Source organism: Xanthomarina sp. GH4-25 (assembly GCF_045363175.1).
Classification (GTDB): domain Bacteria; phylum Bacteroidota; class Bacteroidia; order Flavobacteriales; family Flavobacteriaceae; genus Xanthomarina.
Genome location: NZ_JBJFLO010000007.1, coordinates 34,955 through 61,408 on the forward strand (window position 1 = coordinate 34,955; position 26,454 = coordinate 61,408).

21 protein-coding genes are annotated in these 26,454 nt (G+C 31.8%); 18 read left to right on the plus strand and 3 right to left on the minus strand.

Features of this window, described 5'->3' with window-relative positions:
• Positions 1 to 23 precede the first annotated feature (23 nt).
• A complete protein-coding gene (locus ACI5KZ_RS11240) occupies positions 24 to 1,361 on the plus strand; it encodes a cytochrome P450 (protein WP_406847671.1) in 1,338 nt (445 codons plus the stop codon).
• On the plus strand, positions 1,358 to 2,287 hold the full coding sequence (gene queG, locus ACI5KZ_RS11245) for a tRNA epoxyqueuosine(34) reductase QueG (RefSeq protein ID WP_109309828.1): 930 nt from the start codon (positions 1,358 to 1,360) through the stop codon (positions 2,285 to 2,287). The genes ACI5KZ_RS11240 and queG overlap by 4 nt, the downstream gene beginning before the upstream one ends.
• Before the next feature lie 64 nt (positions 2,288 to 2,351).
• Here queG and ACI5KZ_RS11250 read toward each other — a convergent pair whose 3' ends face one another.
• The 3 genes from ACI5KZ_RS11250 to ACI5KZ_RS11260 form a co-directional block, all read right to left on the minus strand.
• Positions 2,352 to 3,956, minus strand: coding sequence for a T9SS type A sorting domain-containing protein (locus ACI5KZ_RS11250; protein WP_406847672.1), 1,605 nt, complete (start codon positions 3,954 to 3,956; stop codon positions 2,352 to 2,354).
• A gap of 2 nt (positions 3,957 to 3,958) precedes the next feature.
• Positions 3,959 to 4,090 carry a hypothetical protein gene (locus tag ACI5KZ_RS11255; RefSeq protein WP_406847673.1) on the minus strand — a complete coding sequence of 44 codons (132 nt, stop codon included), beginning with the start codon at positions 4,088 to 4,090 and terminating at the stop codon, positions 3,959 to 3,961.
• Between the two features lie 163 nt (positions 4,091 to 4,253).
• The gene (locus ACI5KZ_RS11260; RefSeq protein ID WP_406847674.1) at positions 4,254 to 5,873 is read right to left on the minus strand and encodes a tetratricopeptide repeat protein; all 1,620 of its coding nucleotides are present in this window, start codon (positions 5,871 to 5,873) and stop codon (positions 4,254 to 4,256) included.
• 130 nt (positions 5,874 to 6,003) lie between these two features.
• Between ACI5KZ_RS11260 and ACI5KZ_RS11265 the strand changes: the two genes are divergently transcribed.
• The 16 genes from ACI5KZ_RS11265 to ACI5KZ_RS11340 all read left to right on the plus strand — a co-directional run bounded on the left by ACI5KZ_RS11265 (position 6,004) and on the right by ACI5KZ_RS11340 (position 26,381).
• Positions 6,004 to 8,307: an NADP-dependent malic enzyme gene (locus tag ACI5KZ_RS11265; RefSeq protein ID WP_406847675.1), complete on the plus strand. Its 2,304-nt coding sequence runs from the start codon at positions 6,004 to 6,006 to the stop codon at positions 8,305 to 8,307.
• 57 nt (positions 8,308 to 8,364) lie between these two features.
• The gene (gene ruvA / locus ACI5KZ_RS11270) at positions 8,365 to 8,946 is read left to right on the plus strand and encodes a Holliday junction branch migration protein RuvA (protein WP_109309824.1); all 582 of its coding nucleotides are present in this window, start codon (positions 8,365 to 8,367) and stop codon (positions 8,944 to 8,946) included.
• 68 nt (positions 8,947 to 9,014) lie between these two features.
• A complete protein-coding gene (gene sprA / locus ACI5KZ_RS11275) occupies positions 9,015 to 16,166 on the plus strand; it encodes a cell surface protein SprA (protein WP_406847676.1) in 7,152 nt (2,383 codons plus the stop codon).
• A 61-nt stretch (positions 16,167 to 16,227) separates the two neighbouring features.
• Positions 16,228 to 16,608 carry a glycine cleavage system protein GcvH gene (gene gcvH, locus ACI5KZ_RS11280; protein WP_109309822.1) on the plus strand — a complete coding sequence of 127 codons (381 nt, stop codon included), beginning with the start codon at positions 16,228 to 16,230 and terminating at the stop codon, positions 16,606 to 16,608.
• A 37-nt stretch (positions 16,609 to 16,645) separates the two neighbouring features.
• The gene (locus tag ACI5KZ_RS11285; protein WP_406847677.1) at positions 16,646 to 16,984 is read left to right on the plus strand and encodes a VanZ family protein; all 339 of its coding nucleotides are present in this window, start codon (positions 16,646 to 16,648) and stop codon (positions 16,982 to 16,984) included.
• Between the two features lie 57 nt (positions 16,985 to 17,041).
• The gene (locus tag ACI5KZ_RS11290; protein WP_406847678.1) at positions 17,042 to 17,761 is read left to right on the plus strand and encodes an energy transducer TonB; all 720 of its coding nucleotides are present in this window, start codon (positions 17,042 to 17,044) and stop codon (positions 17,759 to 17,761) included.
• 115 nt (positions 17,762 to 17,876) lie between these two features.
• The gene (locus ACI5KZ_RS11295) at positions 17,877 to 18,665 is read left to right on the plus strand and encodes an energy transducer TonB (protein ID WP_109309819.1); all 789 of its coding nucleotides are present in this window, start codon (positions 17,877 to 17,879) and stop codon (positions 18,663 to 18,665) included.
• Between the two features lie 115 nt (positions 18,666 to 18,780).
• The gene (locus tag ACI5KZ_RS11300; RefSeq protein WP_406847679.1) at positions 18,781 to 20,895 is read left to right on the plus strand and encodes a gliding motility protein RemB; all 2,115 of its coding nucleotides are present in this window, start codon (positions 18,781 to 18,783) and stop codon (positions 20,893 to 20,895) included.
• A 63-nt stretch (positions 20,896 to 20,958) separates the two neighbouring features.
• Positions 20,959 to 21,852, plus strand: a complete 894-nt coding sequence (gene cyoE / locus ACI5KZ_RS11305) for a heme o synthase (protein WP_109309861.1) — start codon at positions 20,959 to 20,961, stop codon at positions 21,850 to 21,852.
• Between the two features lie 3 nt (positions 21,853 to 21,855).
• Positions 21,856 to 22,437, plus strand: a complete 582-nt coding sequence (locus ACI5KZ_RS11310; RefSeq protein WP_406847680.1) for a heme-copper oxidase subunit III — start codon at positions 21,856 to 21,858, stop codon at positions 22,435 to 22,437.
• A gap of 143 nt (positions 22,438 to 22,580) precedes the next feature.
• Positions 22,581 to 23,561, plus strand: a complete 981-nt coding sequence (locus ACI5KZ_RS11315) for a cytochrome c oxidase subunit 3 (RefSeq protein ID WP_109309816.1) — start codon at positions 22,581 to 22,583, stop codon at positions 23,559 to 23,561.
• Positions 23,562 to 23,615: 54 nt separating this feature from the next.
• Positions 23,616 to 24,002 (plus strand): cytochrome C oxidase subunit IV family protein, encoded by a 387-nt coding sequence (locus ACI5KZ_RS11320; protein ID WP_109309815.1) that lies wholly within the window; start codon positions 23,616 to 23,618, stop codon positions 24,000 to 24,002.
• 145 nt (positions 24,003 to 24,147) lie between these two features.
• Positions 24,148 to 24,870: a hypothetical protein gene (locus tag ACI5KZ_RS11325; RefSeq protein WP_406847681.1), complete on the plus strand. Its 723-nt coding sequence runs from the start codon at positions 24,148 to 24,150 to the stop codon at positions 24,868 to 24,870.
• Positions 24,860 to 25,603 (plus strand): SCO family protein, encoded by a 744-nt coding sequence (locus tag ACI5KZ_RS11330; RefSeq protein ID WP_406847682.1) that lies wholly within the window; start codon positions 24,860 to 24,862, stop codon positions 25,601 to 25,603. The genes ACI5KZ_RS11325 and ACI5KZ_RS11330 overlap by 11 nt, the downstream gene beginning before the upstream one ends.
• Positions 25,596 to 26,141: a DUF420 domain-containing protein gene (locus ACI5KZ_RS11335; protein ID WP_109309812.1), complete on the plus strand. Its 546-nt coding sequence runs from the start codon at positions 25,596 to 25,598 to the stop codon at positions 26,139 to 26,141. Before ACI5KZ_RS11330 ends, ACI5KZ_RS11335 begins: the two co-directional genes overlap by 8 nt.
• Positions 26,142 to 26,153: 12 nt before the next feature.
• Positions 26,154 to 26,381: a hypothetical protein gene (locus ACI5KZ_RS11340; RefSeq protein ID WP_406847683.1), complete on the plus strand. Its 228-nt coding sequence runs from the start codon at positions 26,154 to 26,156 to the stop codon at positions 26,379 to 26,381.
• Positions 26,382 to 26,454: the final 73 nt, after the last annotated feature.

Sequence of the window (26,454 nt, forward strand, 5' to 3'; positions counted from 1 at the left end):
ACCGTAAAAGGAAATACATTGTCATGAGTATTAATAATAACATACCTAAAGTTCCTTTATCGCAGTTTGTAAAGCATTCATTAAATATTCTAAAAAACCCTTTACCATTTCATCATAAAAACTTTTCAGAGAAAGGGAATACTTTCAGTTTAAATATTGGTATTAATACCACCATTTACTTTTCTAGAGATGCAGCTTTTGCAGAATATGTGCTCCAGAAAAATCAAAAGAATTATATAAAATCTAAAATTCAAACAGAAGACCTGGCTAAATATGTTGGTAAAGGATTACTTACTTCTGAAGGTGAACACTGGAAAATACAACGCAAACTAATTCAGCCAGCATTTCATAAAAAACAATTAGAGAATTTATTAGAAACTATTAAACTTGCTATTTTCACTGAGTACTCTAGAATTAGTACTAATGATGTTATGGATATATTTCCAATTCTTAACGATTTAGCGTTTCAAACCGTTGTGAAATCTCTGTTCAGTAGTGCTGCAAATCAAAAAGATATAGACAGGCTTCAATACATAACTGAAGCAGCTCAAAAAATGCTAGTTAAAGAGCTACGTCAACCTTATTTAGGATGGTGGTTTACTATTAGTGGAAATATTAAAAAACATCTTGCATTAACTGAAGAAGCACGTCAAATTTTAAAACGAATTGTTTCCGATCGGAGAGCATCAGAAGTAAAAGAACATGATTTATTAGACATGTTATTAGATGCTAAATATGAAGATGGTTCCGCAATGTACGAAGAACAACTAATTGATGAGATTCTAATCTTGTTTACAGCTGGTCATGAAACCACCTCAAATGCATTAACTTTTACCTTTCAGCTTTTAGCATTGCATCCAGATTGGCAAGAAAAAATTCATCAGGAGATAATAGAAATTAAAAAAGAAACGGATGATTTAATGACCATAGTAACTTCGTCTAAGGTTTGTCAGCAAGTTATTGAAGAATCTATGCGATTGTTTCCTCCAGTTTATTTTATAGATCGAGTAAATGTTTCTGAAGATCGTTTTAAAGACATGGTGTTTAAACCAAGCTCCAATCTATTATTTTCAGTTTATGAAATACATCGTCATCCAGATTTATGGGAACAACCAGATGCTTTTCTGCCTGAACGATTTGTTAATGGAAGCCGAAAATACTCTTCTCAATATTTTCCGTTTGGGGCTGGACCAAGAAAATGTATAGGGAATAATTTTGCGATGTTTGAAATGATAATAGCTGTAAGCGAACTCGTTTCTAAATTTAAAATACATGCCGAATTTGATACAATTGAGATAACACCATTAATTACTTTGAAACCAAAAAATGCGTTTCTAAGATTTGAAGAAAGAATCTTTTGATAGAAAATAAATCTAAATACAGTCAGTTTATAAAAACCGAAGCCAAGCGTCTCGGTTTTATATCTTGTGGTATTAGTAAAGCAACATTTTTAGAAGAAGAAGCACCACGACTCGAAAAATGGCTCAAAAATAATAGTCATGGAGAAATGAGCTATATGGAAAACCATTTTGATAAACGCTTAGATCCAACAAAATTAGTTGAAGGCTCCAAAAGTGTTGTGTCTTTATTGTTAAATTATTATCCTGCAGAAACTCAATTAGACAACACTTTTAAACTTTCTAAATATGCCTACGGAACAGATTATCATTTTATTATAAAAGATAAATTAAAATCTTTATTACATGTAATACAAGATGAAATTGGCGAAGTGGAAGGTCGAGCCTTTGTAGATTCGGCACCTGTACTGGATAAAGCATGGGCCGCAAAATCAGGTTTAGGCTGGATAGGAAAACACAGTAACCTTCTAACACAACAAGTGGGATCATTCTATTTTATAGCTGAATTGATAATTGATTTGGAATTAGAATATGATGGTATTACTTCAGATCATTGTGGTACTTGTACTAAATGTATTGATGCGTGTCCAACGGATGCCATCACAGAACCTTATGTGGTTGATGGAAGCAAATGTATTTCGTATTTCACCATTGAGTTAAAAGAAACTATTCCAACTGAATTTAAAGGCAAATTTAACGATTGGATGTTTGGTTGCGATATCTGTCAAGATGTATGTCCATGGAATCGGTTTTCAAAAGCTCATAATGAGCCTTTATTTAATCCGCATCCTGAATTGCTGTCCATGTCCAAAAAAGATTGGGAAGAGATTACAGAAGACACTTTTAAAAAAGTATTTAAGAAATCGGCAGTTAAGCGAACCAAATATTCAGGTTTAAAACGGAATATTAATTTTATAAAAGATTCTTAAAACGAAAAGCTCTTTCGAAATTTTCAAAAGAGCTTTTACAAACAACTATTAATCAATCTAATTACTACTCTTTAATAATTTTAACCACTTGATTTTTATTTTGTGTGGTTTTTACATGAACTAAATACATTCCAGGATTCCAGTTTTCAGAATCTATTGTAAGTGTATTACTGTTATTTTTTTCTATTTTGTTTATTAATTGTCCTAAAGTATTGTAAACAGATACTTCTTGAATTGTATGATTACTTTTTAGTTCTAAACGATTTGTAATTGGGTTTATAAATTGTAAATCATCAATCTCATCAACTTCGTTTATAGACAACGCATTATCTGTAAAGTTTTGTGCATATGCTAAAGAAGTACCAGTTCTATTTTCAACAAAAGTGGTCACAAAATCATTGTTTGAAAATGCGTGAAAATTTATACGAGATTTACTTCCTGTGGATGTTGCTAAAGGCTTAGTTCCCTCTGTCCAAACAAAATCCCCGTTAGAATCTAAAAGGTTTACATTTAGGCTATTATCAATTATTGCAGTTAAGAAAATAGGTTGTCCAGAATTTGTTAATCTAAAATTACCTACAGGACTAATACCAAGATTACTTATGGTATACACTGCTTTCGCGTTATCTGTAAGTTGTCGGGCTCCAGTAGTTTTATCAAAACTTTGAATATATATACCTACTTGGCCTTGAGCAGCATCAGTATATCTACATAAAGCCCAAATTGACGTAGAACCTGGTTGATATGCAATTTGAATTTCTTGCTCATAATTTGTTTGTCTAATATCAAAATCCATCCCAGTAATTCCCCAAGGTAAAGTGCCATCTGGATTAATGCGTTGTACATAGGCATCAAACCTACTATCATGGGCTAATTTGTAGGAATAGTAGATGTTATCTCCATCTTGAGCGCCAAAATAAGTTGTATTATAAGCTGTATTGTTGCCACTTGCAAATAGCTGAGTTGGATTTGCCCATTGCGCTACACCAGAATCATTAAATCGTTGTGCATACATAGTAGATGTAATTCCAGAACCAAGAACATGGTAAACTGAAATAAAATCACCATTTGATAATTCATATAAATTTGCAGGTACTGTTCCAGAACCTAAACTTGTTGGGTTTGCCCATATTGCTACACCATCACTATCATATTTTTGAATTTCTCCATTAAAATTTGAGCCATTCAACTTAGAAATTAATACGTCATCAGTTGGTAATGGCTGTATTCTAACAGTATATGCCGTTCCAAGATCAAGACCATTACTTGTCCATAAGTTGTTGCCATTACTGTCTAATTTAAAAGCACGTCCAACATTCCCTGCTGTACCTGTAAGTCCTATATATACATTATTTGAGTCATCTAAGATTAATGACCAGACTTGTGTAAATGTACTCATAGGTATGGTGTTACTTATTAAAGAACCATCAGCCCCTAATAATTGATTACCTGAATCATCAAGAATTTGAATTCTTAATTCGTAATTTGTTGGTGACGCTATACTTTTCCAGAATACGATGTATGTATAGTCGTTAGATCCTACTACAGACTGTGTGTCTCCTGCATTAGAATTAGATACTAAGGTGTTTATAGCAGTATCACTATTCCATTGTGCATTTGCAAAAATGGTTGTAAGTAAACAAACCATTAAAAGAGTAATTTTTTTCATAATTAATTGTGTTTATTAGTGTTCTTGTTCATTTTATCAATAATCTTTTTAAGAGCTTCTTTTTTTATTTTAGAGTCTTCTAATAATTCCTCCAAACTTTTTGTTTCGTTCTTTTTAGATTTTGATGAAGCCATAATAGTTCTGTATTAGCTGAAGCAAAACTAAAGCAGAGATAAAAGAATTAAAAAAAAAGAGCTATTGCTAAAACACTCAATCCTTAAAATACAACAACATAAACACACTCATTGTATTTTAAACAATTGACAATCAATCAGTAAAAAAAATTAAAAAATCTTTTTAATTAAGGGAAAGAGAGTTGAGATAGGTTGATAAATTAATTTTTTCGTTGGTTAGATCTAGCTTCTTACGTAATCTAGTTCGCGCATTTTCTACAGATTTGAAAGATTGTCCAGTAATTTGAGAGATTTCTTTAGAAGTTAAATCAAGAAAAAGTAAAGCGCATAACCTTCGGTCTTTAGGTGTTAAATCTGGGTGTTTTTTGGTAAGATTTTTATAAAATGATTTATGCACTTGTTCGAAACTAACTTCAAATTCTTGCCAAATATCTGTGTTTAAATCACGTTGTAAACGTTTTAAAATAAAGTCTATTGCTTGTTGGGTTTCTTTTTTAACAGCTTTTAGTTTAATATGTTTTAAATCTTTTAAAATGTCGTTTACTATATCTGTTCTGTGCATTTCGGTCATAGCTTTCCCTATTAACACTTTGTTTTTTGCATCTAAACTATGTCTTAATTCTTGTTGTTTTGTTTTTAATAATTCTTTTTCAAGCCGGTTTTTAGTCATTCGATTTCGGTATTTTATAACTAAAATAAGGAGCCCTAAAATGCCAATAATCAAACTAAGTCCAATTAAAAAATATTTGAATTGTTGCTTTTCTTCGTGTAATTCTCTAATTTGAGAACGTGTTTTATACTCTTGTTGAAGTTTAAGTCGTTCTACATTAACAGCCTTGTCTTCAATATTTAAGCTGTCTCTTAATGTGTTGTATTTTTTATAATATTGAACAGCACTTTTAAAATCTTCTTTATTAGTATAAGCAGTAAAAAGAGTTTCTATAGCATTCAAATTAGTAAAATTATATGCAGCTTCATCATGAACATTTAAAGTTCTATTAGCATAACTTATTGCAGAATCATTTTCACTTTTGTTTAAATAATATTCAGATATCGATTGGTAAACAAAAGAGTTTGCATTATCATGATTAGAGTTCTTAATAGTTAATAGTGCTTTATTAAAATAATTTTGAGCAGAGACACTATCATTTTTTAAATCGTAAATCCGACCAAGATTTGTATATAAATAAGCGTTTAAAATCGTGTCATTAATTTTTTTAGAAATTTTTAGAGATTTGTTATAATAATATAATGAGGAGTCTAAGTTTTCTTCCAGATAAATAGTCCCAATATTATTCAGTATTTGTGCAATACGTAAGGAGTCATTCTTTTTTAATTGATATAAATAGACTTGTTTAAAATGTTTTAAAGCCTCTTCCTTATTGTTTAATCTGGCATAAACAACGGCAATGTTATTCTCTATTTTTGATGCTTCAGGAATATTATTAGCATCGTAATAAATGTTATATGCTTTTTGATAATAATCTAATGTAACATCTAAGACATCTTTAGAGCTATACATGTTACCTGCATTGACATAAATGCCTGCAAGATAAGACTCAGGTTTATCTGTTTTTTTTGCTTCACTTTCAGATAATTCTAAATAGGTAATTGCTCGATCCCAATCATTTTCTTTTAAACTTAATGCAATTTTCTGTGCAAGTTTAATTTTATCTTCAGAGCTATTTACAAGATTTAAGCTATCTATTAAGTTGTTTACTGGGTCTTGTGCATAGCTAAAGATAGATATCAAAAAGAAAAGAAACCTTAAATGTTTTTGCATATTGCTATATAATTAAAGTAAAGATAGAAAATAATGATGTATTGTCTAGAGACTTTATATATTCAACTGGTAAAACATTAGAGTTTAAATTTTAGTATTATTACATTTGTAATTAAGAATTATCAGTAATATGAGCAAGCAAAGTAAACGACGAGAAGCCTTAGTATATCATGCAAAACCAACTCCAGGAAAGATTCAGGTGGTGCCAACAAAAAAATATGCCACACAAAGAGATTTATCTCTGGCTTATTCTCCAGGAGTGGCTGAACCATGTTTGGAAATTGCAAAAGATGTGAATAATGTTTATAAATATACAGCAAAAGGAAACTTAGTTGCCGTAATTTCTAATGGAACTGCCGTTTTAGGGCTGGGAAACATTGGTCCCGAAGCATCAAAACCAGTTATGGAAGGCAAAGGATTGCTCTTTAAGATTTTTGCAGATATTGATGTGTTCGATATTGAAGTCAATACTGAGAATATTGAAGAATTTATTCAAACGGTTAAAATGATTGCACCAACTTTTGGTGGCATCAATTTAGAAGATATTAAAGCTCCAGAAGCTTTTGAAATAGAAAGAAGACTTAAAGAAGAATTGGATATTCCAGTCATGCATGATGACCAACACGGAACAGCAATTATTTCGGCTGCTGCCTTGTTAAATGCATTAGAGCTTTCTAAAAAGAACATAGAGCACGTACAAATTGTTATTAGTGGCGCAGGAGCTGCTGCCATTTCTTGCACAAGGCTATATCAGGCCTTTGGTGCCAAACGAGAAAATATTGTCATGCTTGATAGTAAAGGTGTTATTAGACAAGACAGAGCTAATTTAACCACTGAGAAAGCCGAGTATGCTACTCATAGACAAATAGATACTTTAGAACAAGCCATGAAAGATGCCGATGTATTTATTGGTCTTTCTAAACCAGATGTCTTAACTCCAGATATGTTATTGTCGATGTCTAAGAACCCTATTGTTTTTGCCATGGCTAATCCAGATCCAGAAATAGAATATCAATTAGCAATCAATACGCGAAAAGATATTATTATGGCAACGGGACGATCAGACAATCCAAATCAGGTAAATAATGTATTAGGCTTTCCATTTATTTTTAGAGGAGCCTTAGATGTTCGTGCCACCAAAATTAATGAAGCCATGAAAATGGCTGCCGTAAAAGCATTAGCAAAATTAGCAAAAGAACCTGTGCCTGAACAAGTGAATGTTGCTTATGGGGAAACACGTTTAACATTCAACAAAGAATATATTATTCCAAAACCTTTCGATCCACGATTAATAGCCGAAGTGCCTCCAGCAGTTGCCAAAGCTGCTATGGATAGCGGAGTAGCTAAAGAACCAATTGAAAATTGGGAAAAATATAAAGACGAGCTTTTAGAGCGCTTAGGTTCTGATAATAAAATTGTAAGATTATTATTAAATAGGGCTAAAATTAATCCAAAAAGAGTGGTTTTTGCAGAAGCAGATCATTTAGATGTTTTAAAAGCTGCTCAAATTGTATTTGATGAAGGAATAGCAATACCTATTTTATTAGGAAGAAGAGACGCCATTGAAAAATTAAAAGAAGAGATAGAATTTGATGCAGATGTAGAGATTATCGATCCTAAATCGGACGAGGAAGAGGCTCGTAAAAATAAATATGCTAAAGTTTATTGGGAACAACGTAATCGAAGAGGAGAAACATTGTATTCTGCACAAAAAATAATGAGAGAACGAAATTATTTTGCAGCCATGATGGTAAATGAAGGTGATGCAGATGCTATGATTTCTGGTTTTTCAAGATCTTATCCTTCAGTCGTGAAACCTGTATTAGAGCTTATAGGATTAGCTCCAGATTCAACTCGAATTGCTACAACAAACGTAATGATGACTAAACGAGGCCCTATGTTTTTAAGCGATACTGCTATAAATATTAATCCAACTGCAGAAGATTTAACTAAAATTGCTCAAATGACTGCTGGTGTTGTAAAGATGTTTGGTATGGAACCCGTTATGGCTATGATATCCTATTCAAACTTTGGCTCTTCAAAAAACCAAACAGCAACAAAAGTTCGTGAAGCTGTAAGTTATTTGCATAAAAGACATCCCAATTTAGCAGTAGATGGAGAGCTTCAATCAGACTTTGCTTTAAATAGAGAGATGCTTCAAGACATTTTCCCATTTTCTAAATTGGCAGGAAAGAAAGTAAATACGTTAATTTTCCCAAATCTGGAATCAGCTAATATTACTTATAAACTATTAAAAGAACTAAACAATTCAGACTCTATTGGGCCTATAATGATGGGGTTACGAAAACCTGTACATATCCTTCAGTTAGACGCAAGTGTTGATGAAATTGTTAACATGACAGCTATAGCAGTAATAGATGCACAACAAAAAGAAAAAAAAGAACTAGAAATTAAAGATGTATTAGAAAAATAAACGGCTTTATAATGCGAATAATTTTATTACATTTGAGAGTTTATTAAAGTTTTGTTAATGATTACACATATTCAAGGGAAACTTGTTGAGAAAAATCCAACCGATGTTGTTATAGATTGTAATGGTGTAGGTTATATATTAAACATTTCTTTGCATACCTTCTCGCAAATCCCTGATCAAGAAAATTTAAAATTGTTTACTCACCTTCAAGTTAAAGAAGATTCACATACGTTGTTTGGGTTTTCTTCATTAGCAGAAAGAGAAATTTTTAGATTATTGATTTCAGTAAGTGGTGTTGGAGCTAGTACAGCAAGAACCATGTTGTCATCTTTAACACCAAAACAAGTTAGGGAAGGAATAGCTGTTGGAGATGTTGCTTTAATACAATCTATAAAAGGAATTGGAGCAAAGACAGCTCAACGAGTAATTCTGGATTTAAAAGATAAAATTTTGAAAGTGTATGATATTGACGAACTTTCAACCCAGAAAAGCAATACGAATAAAGATGAAGCGTTATCTGCTTTAGATGTTCTTGGATTTAATAAAAAACAATCTGAACGTGTGGTAGATAAAATTATAACAATTCAGCCAGATGCAAGTGTCGAAGTAATTATAAAACAGGCTTTAAAAAATTTATAAAAGATTTGAGCACAACCAACCATATTTTTTCAATAAAAATCAAGCAGTATACAGTATTAAGTCTTTTCATGCTTTTTAGTGTATTTTCATACTCTCAGGTAACACCAACAGAACAAGATAGTACTAGTACAGGTTATGCATTAGGAAATCTAAATATGCCTAACCCAAATAGTATTGAATCTAAATATACTTACGATCCACTTACAGATAGATATATTTATACAGAAACAGTTGGTAATTTTAACATTAACTACCCCATTATATTAACTCCTGAAGAATTTAGAGAGTTAGTACTTCAAGAAAATTTAAAAGCTTATTACAAGCAAAAAATTGATGCCTATGACGGCAAGAAAGAAGGGGCAGAAGAAGAACAAAAAAACTTACTTCCAGAGTTTTATGTAAGATCGGGTTTATTTGAAACTATTTTTGGAGGTAATACCATTAATGTAGTGCCACAGGGTTCTGTTGAAATGGATTTAGGTGTTTTATTTACAAAACAAGACAATCCTACATTTTCACCTCAAAATAGAAGTAACTTCACTTTCGATTTTGACCAAAGAATCAGTTTGAGCTTATTAGGTAAAGTAGGAACTCGACTTCAAGTAACGGCAAATTACGATACCGAATCTACTTTCGATTTTCAAAATCTTATCAAGTTAGAATACACACCAACCGAAGACGACATTATTCAAAAAATAGAAGTGGGTAATGTAAGTATGCCATTAAACAGTTCTTTAATTACAGGAGCTCAAAGTCTGTTTGGTGTAAAAGCGGAGTTACAATTTGGAAAAACAACCATTACAGGCGTGTTTTCTGAACAAAAATCAGATAGAACGACTGTTATTGCTCAAGGAGGAGGAACCCTTGAAGAGTTTGATTTTTTTGCTAGAGAATATGATGAAAACAGACACTATTTCTTAGCGCACTATTTTAGAGATAAATATGATGCATCCTTAGAAAACTATCCTTTTATTAATTCTAATGTGCAGATTACCAGAATAGAAGTTTGGGTAACAAATAGAAGTAATAGTACAGAAAATGTACGAAATGTTGTTGCATTACAAGATTTGGGGGAATCTAATCCAGACCCGAATGCAAATAATATGTATTTGCAACCAATCCCTCCTGGATTTATTAATGCAGGACCAAATGCTTTTCCAGATAATGGAAATAACGATTATAACCCAACTCAAATTGGTTCAGGTTCTGTTTTAACCCAGCAAATTAGAGATATAGCTACAGTGCAACAAGGTTTTGGTTCACTATCTAATTCTGTGAATGAAGGTTCTGATTATGCAAAACTTGAAAATGCTAGAAAACTACAACAAGGTCAAGAATTTACAGTGGATACTCAATTAGGGTATATCTCGTTGAACCAAAGATTAAATAACGATGAAGTTCTTGCTGTAGCTTTCCAATATACTGTTGGAGGACAAGTGTATCAAGTAGGAGAATTTGCTAATGATGGTTTAGATGCTACTGGAGTAGATACCAACCCTGGAGGGATAACAACAGTAACCAATAACAATTTAATTTTGAAATTGTTAAAAAGTCCTATTACCAATGTTAATCAGCCTATTTGGGACTTAATGATGAAGAATATTTATAACACTGGAGCTTATCAGTTAAGTCAGGAAGACTTTAAATTAAATATTTTCTATAACGAAGCATCTCCGTTAAACTTTATTTCACCAGCTGATGGAAGTTCTTTTGGTGTTGATATTAATGGAAGCCCCGTAACACCTTCAACACCACCAGAAGACTTAATCCAGAACACCACCTTATTGCGTCTCTTTAATTTAGATAGATTAAATTTTAATGGCGATCCACAAACAAATGGAGATGGATTTTTCGATTTTGTTCCTGGAATTACGGTTATTCCACAAAATGGAAAAATAATATTCACAAAAGCTGAGCCTTTTGGAGAGTACTTATTTAACAAACTAGCACTAGGTGGTGAAGATTATAATAATGACATGACTTATAACGATAATCAAACAAAATATGTTTACGATGTTCTTTATAAGGAAACTAAAACTGCTGCTTTAGAGGCTGCAGACAAAAATAAATTCAAAATTAAAGGACGTTATAAATCTACTGGTGGAGATGGTATTCCAATAGGAGCCTTTAATGTACCTAGAGGGTCTGTTCAAGTTACAGCAGGTGGCCGTGTTTTAGTAGAAGGCATAGATTATACCGTAAATTATCAACAAGGAACTGTCCAGATTCTTGATGAAGCTTTAAAAGCATCCAATACACCTATTCAAGTGACAACTGAAAATAACGCTGTATTTGGACAACAAACAAAGCGGTTTACAGGAATTAATGTAGATCATCAATTTAACGAAAATTTTGTTTTAGGTGCCACATGGCTTCATTTAAGTGAAAGACCAATCACCCAAAAAGCAAATTACGATCAAGAGCCAATTAACAATCATATTTTTGGAATTCACGGTAACTATTCAACCGAAGTACCCTTCTTTACACGTTTAGTAAATAAATTACCAAATATCGATACAGATGTTCCTTCTAATCTTTCAGTTAGAGGTGAATTTGCTTATTTAACTCCTGGATCTCCTAAAGGAACCGAATTTGATGGAGAAGCAACCTCCTATATCGACGATTTTGAAGGCTCGCAAAATGCTATCGATTTAAAATCTCCACAGTCTTGGTTTTTATCGAGTAGACCGAAAGAATTAAATGTATTTTCAAATCCAACCGAAGATGAAAATGGGATTCAAAATGGGTATCAAAGAGCTTTGTTAAACTGGTATAATATTGACCCTATTTTCTACGGAAGTAGAAGTCCAAGTGGAATTACAGACGACGATATTTCAGATTTATATACCAGTCGTGTTTTTATAGAAGAATTATTTCCAAACCAAGATATAGCACAAGGACAAACTACCGTTGTTAATACGTTAGATTTAGCATTTTACCCTACAGAAAGAGGACCTTACAACTTTCAAACATCAGATGTCGATGTGTCAACAAATACACTTACCAACCCAATTGAGAATTGGGCAGGGATTACAAGACAACTAACATCTACAGATTTCGAACAATCTAACGTTGAATATATAGAGTTTTGGTTACAAGATCCTTATCAAGACAATGCCGCCAATCCAGGAGGGAAATTAGTATTAAATCTTGGTAATATTTCTGAAGATGTTATTAAAGATGGTAGAAAAGTGTACGAAAACGGATTACCAGCAGATGGTAATGTAATAGGTGTTTTACCTCCATCTGATTCTTGGGAAACCGTATACCCTCAAAACCAATCCTTAATTTACGCATTTGACACAACTGGAGATCAACGTACCAATCAAGATGTAGGTTTCGACGGATATGATGATTCAGAGGAAGCTCAAATTTTTACAGATTATGCGTCTTTACCAGATCCAGCAAACGATAATTATACATATTTCTTAAATACAGAAGGAGATATTTTTGAACGTTACAAGCGTTATAATGGCCTAGAAGGAAACTCTCCAGATGTTTTTTCAGATACTGACAGAGGTTCTACCACACAACCAGATGTGGAAGATATTAATCGTGATAACACCATGAATACCATTGATAGTTATTATGAATATGAGTTAGATTTAAAACCTACTACATTAAACTTAAACAACCCATTTATTGTAGACATAAAAGAAGATCAAGTAAGAGAATTGCCAAATGGGCAATCTGTTACTCCAAGATGGTTGCAGTTTAGAATTCCAGTAGACGAATTCACTAATGAAATTGGAGGTATTTCAGACTTTAGATCCATTCGTTTTGCACGTATGTATTTAAAAGAATTTACAGAAAAAACAGTATTCCGTTTTGGTACATTAGATTTAGTTAGAAGCGATTGGAGAAGGTATTCATTAACATTAGATGCAGATGGAGGTGATCCAAGTTTAGATAATACAGAGTTTAGTGTAGGTGTTATTGGAACCATAGAAAACAATGGAACATATATTTCTCCACCAGGAGTAGAACCAGAAGAGTTTTATAATAATAATACAGTCATTCGTCAAAACGAACAATCTTTAGTTTTAGATGTCTGTGAATTAGAATCTCAAGATGCCAGAGCTGTCTATAAAAATATTAATTTAGATATGCGTCAGTATAAAAAACTTAGAATGTTTATGCATGCTGAAGAAGGAGAAATACCAGGCTTAAATGACGAAGATTTAATTGGTTTTATTCGTATGGGTAACGATTTAACTCAAAATTATTACCAAATAGAAATTCCATTAAAAGTTAGCGATGGTACATCAAGAGAGTTATTATGGCCTGAAGAAAACGAAATTAATTTATCTTTAGAATTGTTACAGGCTATTAAAGCAGAAGGCATAAGTAATGGAACAATTAGTAGTCCCGATCCAACATTTTATGATGTTATTGATGGTAATTTAAGTGAAAATCCTGTTCCAGAATATTCGCCATATACCCTAGGTCAGCAACGTATAGCCATAATTGGTAATCCAAATTTTGGTGATATTAGAACCTTAATGGTAGGTGTAAAAAATGCTGCTGTAACAGATAAATGTGCTGTCTTATGGTTTAATGAGCTTCGCTTATCGGATATGGATAATGAAGGAGGTTGGGCAGCCGTTTTAAGTATCGATACCAATTTTGCAGATTTTGCAAATGTAAGTGCAACCGGTAGAAAAAGCACCACAGGTTTCGGCTCCTTAGAACAAGGCCCAAACCAAAGAAGTAGAGAAGATGTCGAACAATATGATGTTGTTACTAACGTAAATGTAGGACAGTTATTACCACCAAAATGGGGAATTCAAATTCCGTTTAATTATGGTCAAGGTGAAGAATTAATTACACCAAAATACGATGAGTATTATAAAGATTTAACCTTAGAATCTAGGATTGATGCTGCAGATTCTGACGATGAAAAAGATCTAATACGAGAACAATCTGAAAATTATACTAAAAGAAGAAGTATCAATTTTATTGGTGTTAGAAAAATAAAAACAAACGATTCTAAACCACGTTTCTACGATGTAGAAAATTTAACCTTCAACTATTCTTATAATAAAATTAAGCACAGAGATTTTGAAATCGAAAACTCTATCGATCAAACAGTAAGAGCTGGAGCAAATTATGCCTATAATTTTGAACCAATTTCTATTGAACCTTTTAAGAAAAACGACTCGCTATTTACTAGCGAATACTTAAAACTGTTAAAAGAATTTAATTTCAATCCGCTACCTTCAAGTTTTACAGTTAATACCAATATTAACCGACAATACAACCAACAAAAATTTAGGGAAGTAGATTTAACCGGTAATAATATTGGCTTAGATGAATTTTATAGAAGAAACTATACTTTCGATTACCAATACACAATAAATTATAATTTAACCAAGTCTTTACAGCTAAACCTTACAGCATCAAACAATAATATTGTAAGAAATTATTTTAAAGATGGAATAATTAATGGACAGCAGGATCCATCATTAGATGTTTGGGATGGCTTTTTCGATTTTGGCGACCCAAACAGACAGTTTCAACAATTAGGAATTAATTACGACATTCCATTAAACAAAATTCCAGTCTTTAGTTTTATCGATGCTGCTTACTCTTATAGTGGTGATTTTCAATGGCAAAAAGGATCTGACTTATTTGGTAATTTAGAAATTGATGGACAAACATACGATTTAGGTAACACCATTTCTAATGCCAACAGACACAATATTAATACAACTTTTAATATGAATAAGCTCTATAATTTTATAGGACTTAAAAAGAAAACAGTTAGAAAAAACAGCACACCAAGAGCAGCTGCCGTAACTAAAGAAGGAGAAGAAGGTAAAGATGGTCCAAAGCCTGCAAAAGTTAAAAATGGTGGACAGAAATTAGCAAACGTTGGAATTGACATATTAACAAGCGTTAAAAGAATTCAGTTTAATTTTGCTGAAACTAACGGAACATATTTGCCTGGATATTTAAGAACACCAGGATTTATAGGTACTTTAAAACCAACTGTTGGATTTACTTTCGGAAGTCAAAGAGATGTTAGAGATCTTGCAGCAAGAAATGGATGGTTAACTGTATATCCAGATTTTAATGAACAATATTCAGCTGTTAAAACACAACAATTAGATTATACAGCAAATATTGAGCCTTTTAACGATTTAAAAATAGACTTAGTTGGTACCAGGTTATATGCTGAAAATTATACAGAAAACTATAGAATAAACGATTATGGTGATGGGTATGAATACGAATCTCTTACGCCAAACACTTTTGGGAATTTTAGTATCTCTACCATATTAATTAATACAGCCTTTAGTAAAAGTGATGAGACCCAATCTGCTGCTTTCGATGATTTTAGATCTAACAGATTAGATGTAGCTAATAGATTGGCCGAAGAACATTACGGAAGTTCTAATTTCCCAGTTGATTCTGAAGGATATCCTGTGGGTTATGGAAAAAATAATCAAGCTGTATTACTACCGTCGTTTTTAGCTGCTTATAAAGGAAAAGAAGCCAATGGTATTTCTTTATCTGCAATTAGCGATTTTCCAATTCCTAATTGGGACATTAAATATACTGGATTAATGAATTTGGGATGGTTTAAGAAACGATTTAAGCGTTTTTCATTAATCCATGGATATCGTGCTAACTATACCATCAATCAATTCAGATCAAATTTAGATTACGATTCCCAAGATCCAGAAGAATTAGATCAAGGAGGAAATTTTAAAAACGAAACCATCTATAGTAATGTTAACTTAACTGAAATGTTTAGTCCGTTAATCCGAATAGATATGGAGATGAGAAATTCTATTAAGATTTTAGCCGAAATTAAAAAGGACAGACTTTTATCTCTAAGTTTCGATAATAACTTAATGACCGAAATTCAAGGAAACGAATACATTATTGGATTAGGTTATAGAATTAAAGATGTTAGAATAAAATCTAAATTAGCTGGCCCAACCAAAAGAATTGTTAGCGATTTAAACTTTAAAGCAGACTTAGGTTACAGAAGAAACGAAACAATTATTAGATATTTAGACTTAGATAACAACCAGATTACATCAGGACAAACGATCTGGTCTGGAAAACTTACTGCAGATTATTCATTTAGCAAAAATCTAACAGGAATTTTCTATTTCGATTATATGTTTTCAGAATATGCTATTTCTACAGCATACCCTCAAACTACCATTCGTTCAGGAATTACTTTAAGATATAATTTTGGTAATTAATAAAATCTGTTTGATATTAAAAATTGAATAAATACATTTGCGAAAATAAATACATATTATAATGAATATTCCATCAAATTTAAAGTACACAAAAGATCACGAATGGATTAAAATAGAAGGAGATGTTGCTACTATTGGAATCACAGATTTTGCCCAAGGAGAGCTAGGAGATATCGTTTATGTTGAAGTAGAAACTGTAGATGAAACCTTAGATGCTGAAGAAATTTTCGGAACCGTTGAAGCTGTTAAAACAGTTTCAGATTTATTTCTACCTCTTTCAGGCGAAATTATAGAATTTAATGAATCTTTAGAAGACGAACCAGAAAAAGTAAATTCAGATCCATATGGTGAAGGTTGGATGATAAAATTAAAATGTTCAGACCTTTCTCAAGTAGATGGGTTGATGTCTTCCGATGATTATAAAGCTTTAATTGGTGCTTAAAAAGAAAGCGTTATTACTTTCTGTTTCTTACACAATTATGCTTACAATAGTAAGTTTGGTTAAATTAGATTTAGACAATGTTGAAGAAATAATCCCATCGTTTAGCGATAAAATATTTCATTTTCTTGCCTATATCCTTTTTACCGGACTTTGGTTTAATACCTTTTTTTATAAATTTAGAAACAATAAAAACCAAAGTATTATTCGAAGTGTCATCGTTTCGGCACTTTTTGGTATAATTATTGAAGTATTACAACTACTTATAACAACATCAAGAAGTTTTGATGTTAAAGATATCTTAGCTAATTTGCTTGGAATATTAATTGCAGCTATTTTAATCAATAACTGTATAAAAATTGAAGTTAAAAAATATTAATCGTTTGCTTATTTGCCAAATAAATGGTTATTTTAGCATTCAGGAAAACTTAAACTCATGGAACAAAAGAAAAATCCGAAAGCTAACGTAGGTAGAAACAGTGCTCTGTACTTTGCTGTTGGTTTAGCATTAATGCTATTTATAACTAATTATGCTATTAATTATAAAACGTATGATAAGTCTGCAATAGATATTGGACAGTTAAATATGGATGATGAATTTGATGAAGAAATTCCAATTACGGAACAATTACAAACACCACCACCTCCACCTCCACCACCAGCAGCTCCTGAAGTTATAGAGGTTGTTGAAGATGAAGAAGAAGTTGAAGAAACTGTAATTGAATCTACAGAAACAAGTCAAGAAGAAGAAATTGTTGAGGTTGAAGAAGTAGAAGTAGAAGAAGTTGAAGAAGATTTAGAAGTACCATTTGCAGTTATTGAAAACGTGCCAGTATTTCCAGGTTGCGAAAGTGGTAACAACGAAGATAAAAAAGCGTGTATGAATGAAAAACTTCAAAAGTTTATTCAGAAAAAATTCAACACAGATTTAGCAGGAGACTTAGGATTAAGTGGTATTCAAAAAATAAGTGTATTCTTTAAGATTGATAAAACAGGTGATATTGTAGATGTTAAAGCAAGAGCACCACACCCAAGATTAGAAGAAGAGGCGAAAAGAGTTGTTGGAATGCTTCCTAAAATGAAACCAGGGAAACAAAGAGGAAAAGCAGTAAGAGTGCCTTATTACTTACCTATTAAATTCCAGGTACAAGATTAAGATTTTTTGTATTCTAAAATAAAATTAAAATCCCGTTACAATAACTGTAACGGGATTTCTTTTTGGTATGTTTATTGATATTTTATCATAATATTAACATTTAAATTTTATTATTATGATTTTCAAAAAGAAAAATCGCAATCTCATTCTGCAAAATGAGACGTGCGAAACAAAATCTCAAAAGCATGATGCAAATTTACAAAAAAACTCATCGCTTTATTTTCAAATCGGATTAATAATCTGTTTGCTTGTTGCTTATGGACTCTTTGAAACGTCTTTTATAACAACTGAAATTGTTTCTCAAAAATTGACAAATCTAGAAGATGACGACCTCTATGTTTACAATGTTCCAATTAAAATTTTAGAAGATGCCAGTCAAGTTGAGAAAAAGGAAAGGAAACCTATTGTATTTAATAATCCAGTGATTAAAGAGAATGACGATCCAATAATAGAATCTAAAGATGTTGTTATAGAGCCACTAAAAGAAAGTCCTCCTGTCGACCCAAGAAAAGTTAAGGTTGAAGAAAAACCTGAGGATATACAGCCAACCAATATAATGGTAGTAGAGCAAGTACCAATTTTTCCAGGCTGCGAAGATGCAAAAACCAATGAAGCTAGAAGACAATGTCTGTCTGATAAAATATCAGTTCACATCCAGAGGAAATTCAACACAGATATTGCTGGAAATATGGGATTAAAGGGAGAGCAAAAAATCTACGTCATGTTTAAAATAGATAAACAAGGTCGTGTAAAGGATATTAAAACAAATTCAAACTACAGTCAGTTGGATAAAGAAGCAGAACGTGTTATAAATAAATTACCACAAATGACACCTGCAAAACAAAAGGACAAAAATGTAGAAGTGGTTTATAGTTTACCTATAAAATTTCAAGTTATAAATTAAAGTTTGAAATATTTCTAGATTCAAAGCCGTTAACAGAGATGTTAACGGCTTTTTTTCATGCTATCATTATTAAAAAAATAGTATCTTTCAACGCAAATTAATCTTACATATGGATATGAAGAAATTCTTCGTAATTGGTTTTTTATTTTTTCAAATATATAGTTTCGCTCAAAACGATTTTCTATACGAAAAACCACCAGTGTTTTCTGAATGTGAAACAGTCGAATTAGAGTTACTTCAAAAGTGTTTTGATAATCAGATCTTTAATCAGGTTTTTAGCAATTTTAAAGTGCCACAAGAAGTTATTGATGATAATTATAAAGGCGATGTAGTCGTGCTCTTTGAAGTTAGTAAAGAAGGCGATTTTCGGGTTATATATGTGGATGCTACTTATCAAGAACTAAAAGACGAGGCTAAACGAGTTTTTGAAGAGTTTCCAAAAATAGAGCCAGGAACTTATAATGGAAACCCCACGTACAAACAATATTCCATAGCTGTTAAAATTCCTTTAGTTAATCAAGCAGTGGCAACTAAAGACTTATCAAAAGATGAAGATCCAACCATTGATAAAGAATTAACAAAATTAGAGAATGCAGCTAAAAAGGAATACGATAGCGTGAATTTGAAGTTGGTACCTTTTTCAAATAAAGAATATAAAAGTCAGTTAAACATTCCTTTTACGCATAGCAATTATGCGAAATTCGATAGAAGCATCAATTTAGTTGGCACGAATAGTCATACAGCTTCAAAGCCATATATGTATGAAGATGTTTCAGCATATTACGATTTTCAAGCAGCAGTTGATACCTTATCAAAAGACACAAAAACTTTTGCTGGAAGAAAGCTTTGGAATGAAAGATTAGTAAGAGTTGAAGGCAAAGATTATTGGTTTACAATCGACCCTATTTTCGATTTTGAAATGGGAAAAGATACAGAAGCAGATTTTTCAAACACTTATAACAATACTAGAGGAATTAATATTCAAGGTGGTTTTGGGAAAAAATTTAGTTTTTACACATCTTTTTTCGAAAGTCAGGGGCGTTTTGCTCAATATTATAATCGTTATGCCGAATCTATTAAAGCTACTGATGAAGCTGCTATAATTCCTGGTCGTGGTATTGCGAAATCTTTTAAAGATAACGGTTACGACTATCCTGTAGCTGAAGCTTATTTGTCGTACACCCCTTTTAAGTTTTTAAATGTGCAATTTGGGCATGGTAAAAACTTTATTGGAGATGGGTATCGTTCGTTATTTATTAGTGATGTAGCAACACCTCATCCATTTTTAAAGTTAAACACGACGTTTTGGAAAATAAAATACACAAGTACATGGATGTGGTTAAGAGATGTAAGACCAGAAGTAGAAGTAGATGGTGCCTATTTTCCAAAATATATGGCGACGCATTTCTTAAGTTGGAATGTCTCAAAAAGATTAAATATAGGTTTGTTTGAATCCGTTATTTGGAATAATGCAAACAATAGAGGTTTCGATATTAATTACTTAAATCCAATTATCTTTTTTAGAGCCATCGAATTCGAAACTGGTCAAGGGGCTGGAAATGCATTAATGGGATTGTCTGGTAAATATAAATTAAACGATAACATGAATGTTTATGGACAATTTATATTAGATGAATTTTCTCTAAGCGATATGTCTGGAGGAGAAAAAAGCTGGAAAAATAAATTTGGTTACCAACTAGGGTTTAAATATTATAATGCTTTTAAGGTAAAAAATTTAATGCTTCAAACAGAGTATAACAGAGTTAGACCTTATACATATTCGCATAACACTATAGTATTAAATTATGGTCATAGTAATCAATCTATGGCGCACCTTTGGGGTTCTAACTTTAGTGAGTTTATCGTTATTGGTCGTTATCATTACAAACGTTGGTTTGGTAATGCTAAATTAGTTTTAGGAACCAGGGGCTTAGATTTTAATAATGGAATAGATAACTACAGTTATGGAGGAGACATTTATAGAGACTATAACGATAGGCCTTTTGACACAGGAATCGAAGTTGGGCAAGGAAATAAAACATCCACATTCTTTGCAAACCTTCAAGTAGGCTATGTTGTTAACCCTGCAACAAATTTAAAGATTTTTACAGATGTCACGTTTAGAGATTTTAATCCTGAAGCACAAACTATAAATACAATTAGTAGTAACACCGTTTGGTTTAATGTAGGAATTAGAACAGACCTATTTAATTGGTATTTTGATTTGTAGAATTAACTTTTCAAAGTATCTTTGCAAACGCAATATAAAGCCTCAGGCAAAGCACTTATTACTTTGAGTAAAACAGTCACTTCAACAGTTAAGCATTCTATCGTTTCAGATTTTAAGGAAATCACTAAAATCCGCTTGTCGGTTAGTGTCGTATTTTCTTCATTAGCCGGATATCTTTTAGGTGTTGAAACAGTCGATTATACAACGTTATTGCTTTTAGCTTTTGGAGGTTATTTTATGGTTGGAGCTTCGAATGCATTTAATCAAATTATTGAAAAAGATCTTGATGCATTAATGGATCGCACAAAAAACAGACCCATTCCAGCAGGGAGGATGAGTGTAACTTCAGCCTTTATAATTGCTTCTATTTTCACTATTTTAGGAATTGGAATATTATACAGTATCAATCCTCAAACAGCAATGTTTGGAGCTATTTCCATCTTTCTTTATACGTGTGCTTACACACCTTTAAAAACAAAAACACCATTAGCTGTTTTTGTAGGAGCAATTCCTGGAGCAATCCCATTTATGTTAGGTTGGGTTGCTGCCACAAATAATTTTGGCATAGAACCAGGGACCTTATTTGCTATTCAGTTTTTCTGGCAATTTCCACACTTTTGGGCAATAGGCTGGTTTCTATTTGAAGATTATAAAAAGGGTGGTTTCTTTATGTTGCCTACCGGAAAACAGGATAAAGGTACAGCTGTTCAAACTATCATGTACACTGTTTGGACCATTTTAGTTTCTATTGTACCAGCATTTGGTTTTACTGGACGTTTGTATTTAACACCAGTGTCGGCAATCATTGTGTTTTTACTCGGATTAGGGATGTTGTATTATGCCATTCAATTATATAAAAAAATGACTGTTATAGCAGCAAGACAGCTTATGTTAGCGAGCGTGTCTTACATTACATTGTTGCAAATAGTTTACGTTATAGATAAGTTTATTAGATAAATCATGGATTTAACCCAAGGTACTTTAGAAGAAAAAAACAACAGAGCAAAAAAAATGATGCTTTGGTTTGGTATTATATCACTTATCATGTCTTTTGCAGGATGGACAAGTGCATTTGTTGTTAGCAGCACGCGACCAGATTGGTTGAGTGATTTTCAATTACCAAATGCATTTATTTTAAGTACAATTGTAATAATAATAAGTAGCATAACTTTTGTTTTAGCTAAAAGAGCTGTAAAAAACAGCCAAAGACAACAGGCAACATTATGGTTGTTTGCCACTCTAGTTCTAGGAATTATTTTTATTATCTCTCAATTTTCAGGATTTCAGCAAATCATCGATTTAGGGTATAATTTTACAGGACCAACTAGTAATATAACTATGTCTTACATCTATTTAATAGCTGTTGTACATATTTTACATGTTGTTGTAGGGCTTATTTGTTTATTAGTGGTAATTTATAATCATTTTAAACAAAAGTATCAACCTACAAAAATGCTAGGCTTGGAGCTAGCTGCAACGTTTTGGCATTTTATTGATATACTATGGATATATCTCTTTTTGTTTTTGTATTTTGTAAAATAAATACCTTTGTTTTTTTAAACAATCAGCGATGCTAACTGTAGCAAACCTTATTTAAAGTACTTAAATTTTAGATGAGTAAATTTCGTTAGAAAGATAAATTGATTATTTTTGTTCAAATTTTAAATAAATACTAAACCAATTATATGAACACGACAGTTGTAGATACTGGAACAGACGAAAAAACTTGGGGAGGAGGGAATAAACCCTTAAATGCAAGTTATGGAAAATTGATGATGTGGTTTTTCATCACTTCCGATGCATTAACCTTTTCAGGATTTTTAGCATCTTACGGATTCTCAAGATTTAAATTTGCCGACATTTGGCCTATTGCAGATAATGTGTTTACACACGTTCCTTTTATTCATGGAAATTATCCAATGATTTTCGTGGCATTCATGACCTTTATTTTAATTATGTCATCGGTAACTATGGTGTTAGCTGTAGATGCTGGTCATAAAATGGATAAATCAAGAACCACCATATATATGTTCTTAACAGTAATTGGAGGATTGATATTCTTAAGCTCACAGGCTTATGAATGGACTACATTTATAAAAGGAGAGTATGGAGCTGTTGGAACTCATAGCGGAAATATTATTCAGTTTGTTGATACCGATGGAAATCGTGTAGCTTTAAAAGATTTTGCAGTTGCTGAAGAAAAACAACGTGTTGTACATGAGAGCAAAAGTGGATTGTGGTTTATTAAAGAAGGAACCTTACCAACCTATACGGTTGAAGAAGTAATAGCTGGTTTCGAAGCCAATCAAAATTTATTGGTTAAAACAACTTATATAGACGAAGCTACAGGACATAAAACTATTTTATCTAGAAATGAATCTTTAAAAGAATTAAAAACTAAAGGGAAAAATGTAGTTGAAGGTGCTAACCTTATTCAAAACGAATACGGACCACCACTATTTGCAAACTACTTCTTTTTTATTACTGGTTTCCACGGTTTCCACGTTTCAATTGGAGTATTACTAAACATCATTATTTTCTTTAACGTCATTCTTGGAACATACGAACGAAGAGGAAGTTATGAAATGGTTGAGAAAGTAGGATTGTACTGGCACTTTGTAGATTTAGTTTGGGTATTTGTATTTACATTCTTCTACCTGGTTTAATTAAATAAAATATATTTCATCCCAATAGAAAAGGGATTTAAAATACAGTAAATAATGGCAGACACACACGCACATAAATTAGAAATATTTAGAGGATTAATTAAATTTAAATCCAACACTCAAAAAATTTGGGGTGTATTAATCTTTTTATCGATTGTTACAGCTATTGAAGTTGTTTTAGGTATTTATAAACCTGAAATCTTGATGGGACACTTGATGGGTATGAAAATTTTAAATTGGATTTTTATTATCTTAACAATTGTTAAAGCATATTACATTACTTGGGATTTTATGCATATGAGAGACGAAGTAGCGGCTTTAAGACGCATGGTTGTTTGGACAGGTGTTTTCTTAATTTGCTACCTGGTATTTATTCTTCTACAAGAAGGAGGTTATGTAGGAAGTGTTTTAACGAATGGCTTCGTTAAAAGTGATTTTTAAAAGCTATATTATAGTTAAATAGATATTAAAAGGCGGTTTTTCAACCGTCTTTTTCTATTTTTGCACTATAAGACTTAGAGCAAGTTTAAAATTTATTATTATCGATTTTTATGAAGGTAAAATCGATTCTTTTTACAGCTTATAAATGAATAAAAAGCTTATAAAACGTTATACTACCTTAGGAATATTATTCTTTCTTCCTGTCATTTTCTTATTAATGTTGTTCCCAGCTAAACATCATTATAACCCGTTAGATGTTGTGCATCGTAATGTTGCCGATTTAAACAATTTTATTTCTGAAGAAAACCAACAGATTGTTTTAAAAGATCACATTACAGTTCTTGGATTTTTGGGAAAGAATCCTATCAATAATACCATTGCCGCTTCAAATTTAAAAGAATTGGTTTACGATAAGTTTAAAGGGTTTAAAAAATTTCAAATTGTGTTGTTATTACCTTATGGAACAGAAAATCAAATAGACCTTTTAAAAAGAGAAATAAAATCTTACGAAGATTTAAAATATTGGCATTTTGTTTTTGGCGAGGAAACAGATATAAAAAATGTCTTTAAAAGTTTAAAGTCCACACATTCATTAAAAGAAGACTTATCCACACCAGATGTATTTATAATAGATAAAGACTTAAACCAACGTGGAAGACTTGACGACAGAACAGATAATGAAAAAGAGAAGAAAAAAGCTGCATACCCTCTTTATGCCTATAACTGTATAGAGGTAGCCGAAATAAAAAATAAAATGAGTGCCGATGATTTACGTGTCTTATTTCAAGAATACAGAGAAAAAAGAAAAGGAAATTTCGACTCATCTTCAAGAAGAGCTAACGATTTAAATAATAGTCATGAGCAATAAAACAACTTATTCATACGTAGGAATTGCATTTATTATCCTAGTATTCGGAATTTTATTTATTCCAAGAATAATAGATAGAATATCAAATAATTCAATAGTTCAAGAGGACAGATTGAATGTAAAAACAGGAAATATTAATAAATCTGAAAGCGATTTAGCTTTTATGGTAATCGACGGAGAATCTAAAAAAGTGCCGTCATTTTCTTTTACAGACCAAAATGGGAACCTCATATCAAATAAAGATTACGAGGGGAAAGTATACGTAGTAGAGTTTTTCTTTACCACTTGTCCTACCATTTGTCCTAAAATGAACGATAACTTAGTTCAAATTCAAAACGCTTTTAAAGAGAACGAAGATTTTGGAATCGCTTCTTTTTCAATAAACCCAGCACACGATACCATTCAAGTTTTAAAAGATTATGCCGAACAATATGGAATTACAAATCCAAATTGGCATTTAATGACTGGAAAACAAGAAGATATTTATGAGTTAGCAAATCAAGGATTTAATCTTTATACAGCTCAAGAGGAAGACGTAGAAGGAGGTTTTGAGCATTCTGGTAATTTTGCTCTAATTGATAAAAACGGTTTTATTCGTTCTAGAATTTTAAACGGAAACCCAATTATTTATTATAATGGAATTATTTCTGAAACAGAAAGAATAGATGATGATGGTCAGGAACAACAAATCACAATGCTTAAAGAAGACATAAAAAAATTATTAAATGAGTAGTCATTCTCCAAAAGACATAAAAAAATATAATAGATGGATAGTTGTACTATCCATAGTAATTCCTTTAGTTGTTGCTGCATTGTTTGGAATTAATTTACGAGACTTAGGTTTTAATGTACAGCCCTTAACCATGTTGCCTCCAATCTATGCTACCATTAATGGTTTAACAGCCGTTATTTTAATTATTGCATTTATTGCAATTAAAAATAAAAACATAGTACTCCACGAAAATTTAATGACAACTGCAATTGGATGTTCAGCTGTATTTTTAATTTTATATGTGGCGTATCATATGACTAGTGATTCAACGAAATTCGGAGGCGAAGGTGCAATAAAATATGTCTATTACTTTATATTAATAACTCATATTATACTTTCTGTAATAATCATTCCATTTGTTTTAATAACTTTTGTTAGAGCTATCACAGAAGATTTTGAAAAACATAAAAAAATTGCAAGAATTACTTTCCCATTATGGCTATATGTAGCTATCTCTGGTGTTTTGGTTTATATTATGATCTCCCCTTATTATGCTTAAATATTTCTGATTATGAAACGTAAAATATTCTTTTTCTTAATTACTTTCTTCATTTTTCTACAAACAAATGCTCAATGCGCCATGTGTCGTGCTGTATTAGAAAGCGAAGAAGGCCAAGAAACAGCAAAGGGCATTAACGATGGTATTGTTTATCTAATGGCCATTCCATACATACTTGTTGGGGGGCTTGGCTTTTTAATTTATAAAAAGTTTAACAAGTCAAAAAAAACGACCCCTTAAAATATATTTACTTTTGTTGTAACATTTTAACCTTTATATAGTCTAACTTTTATAAGGCTATTAAAAGCAACAA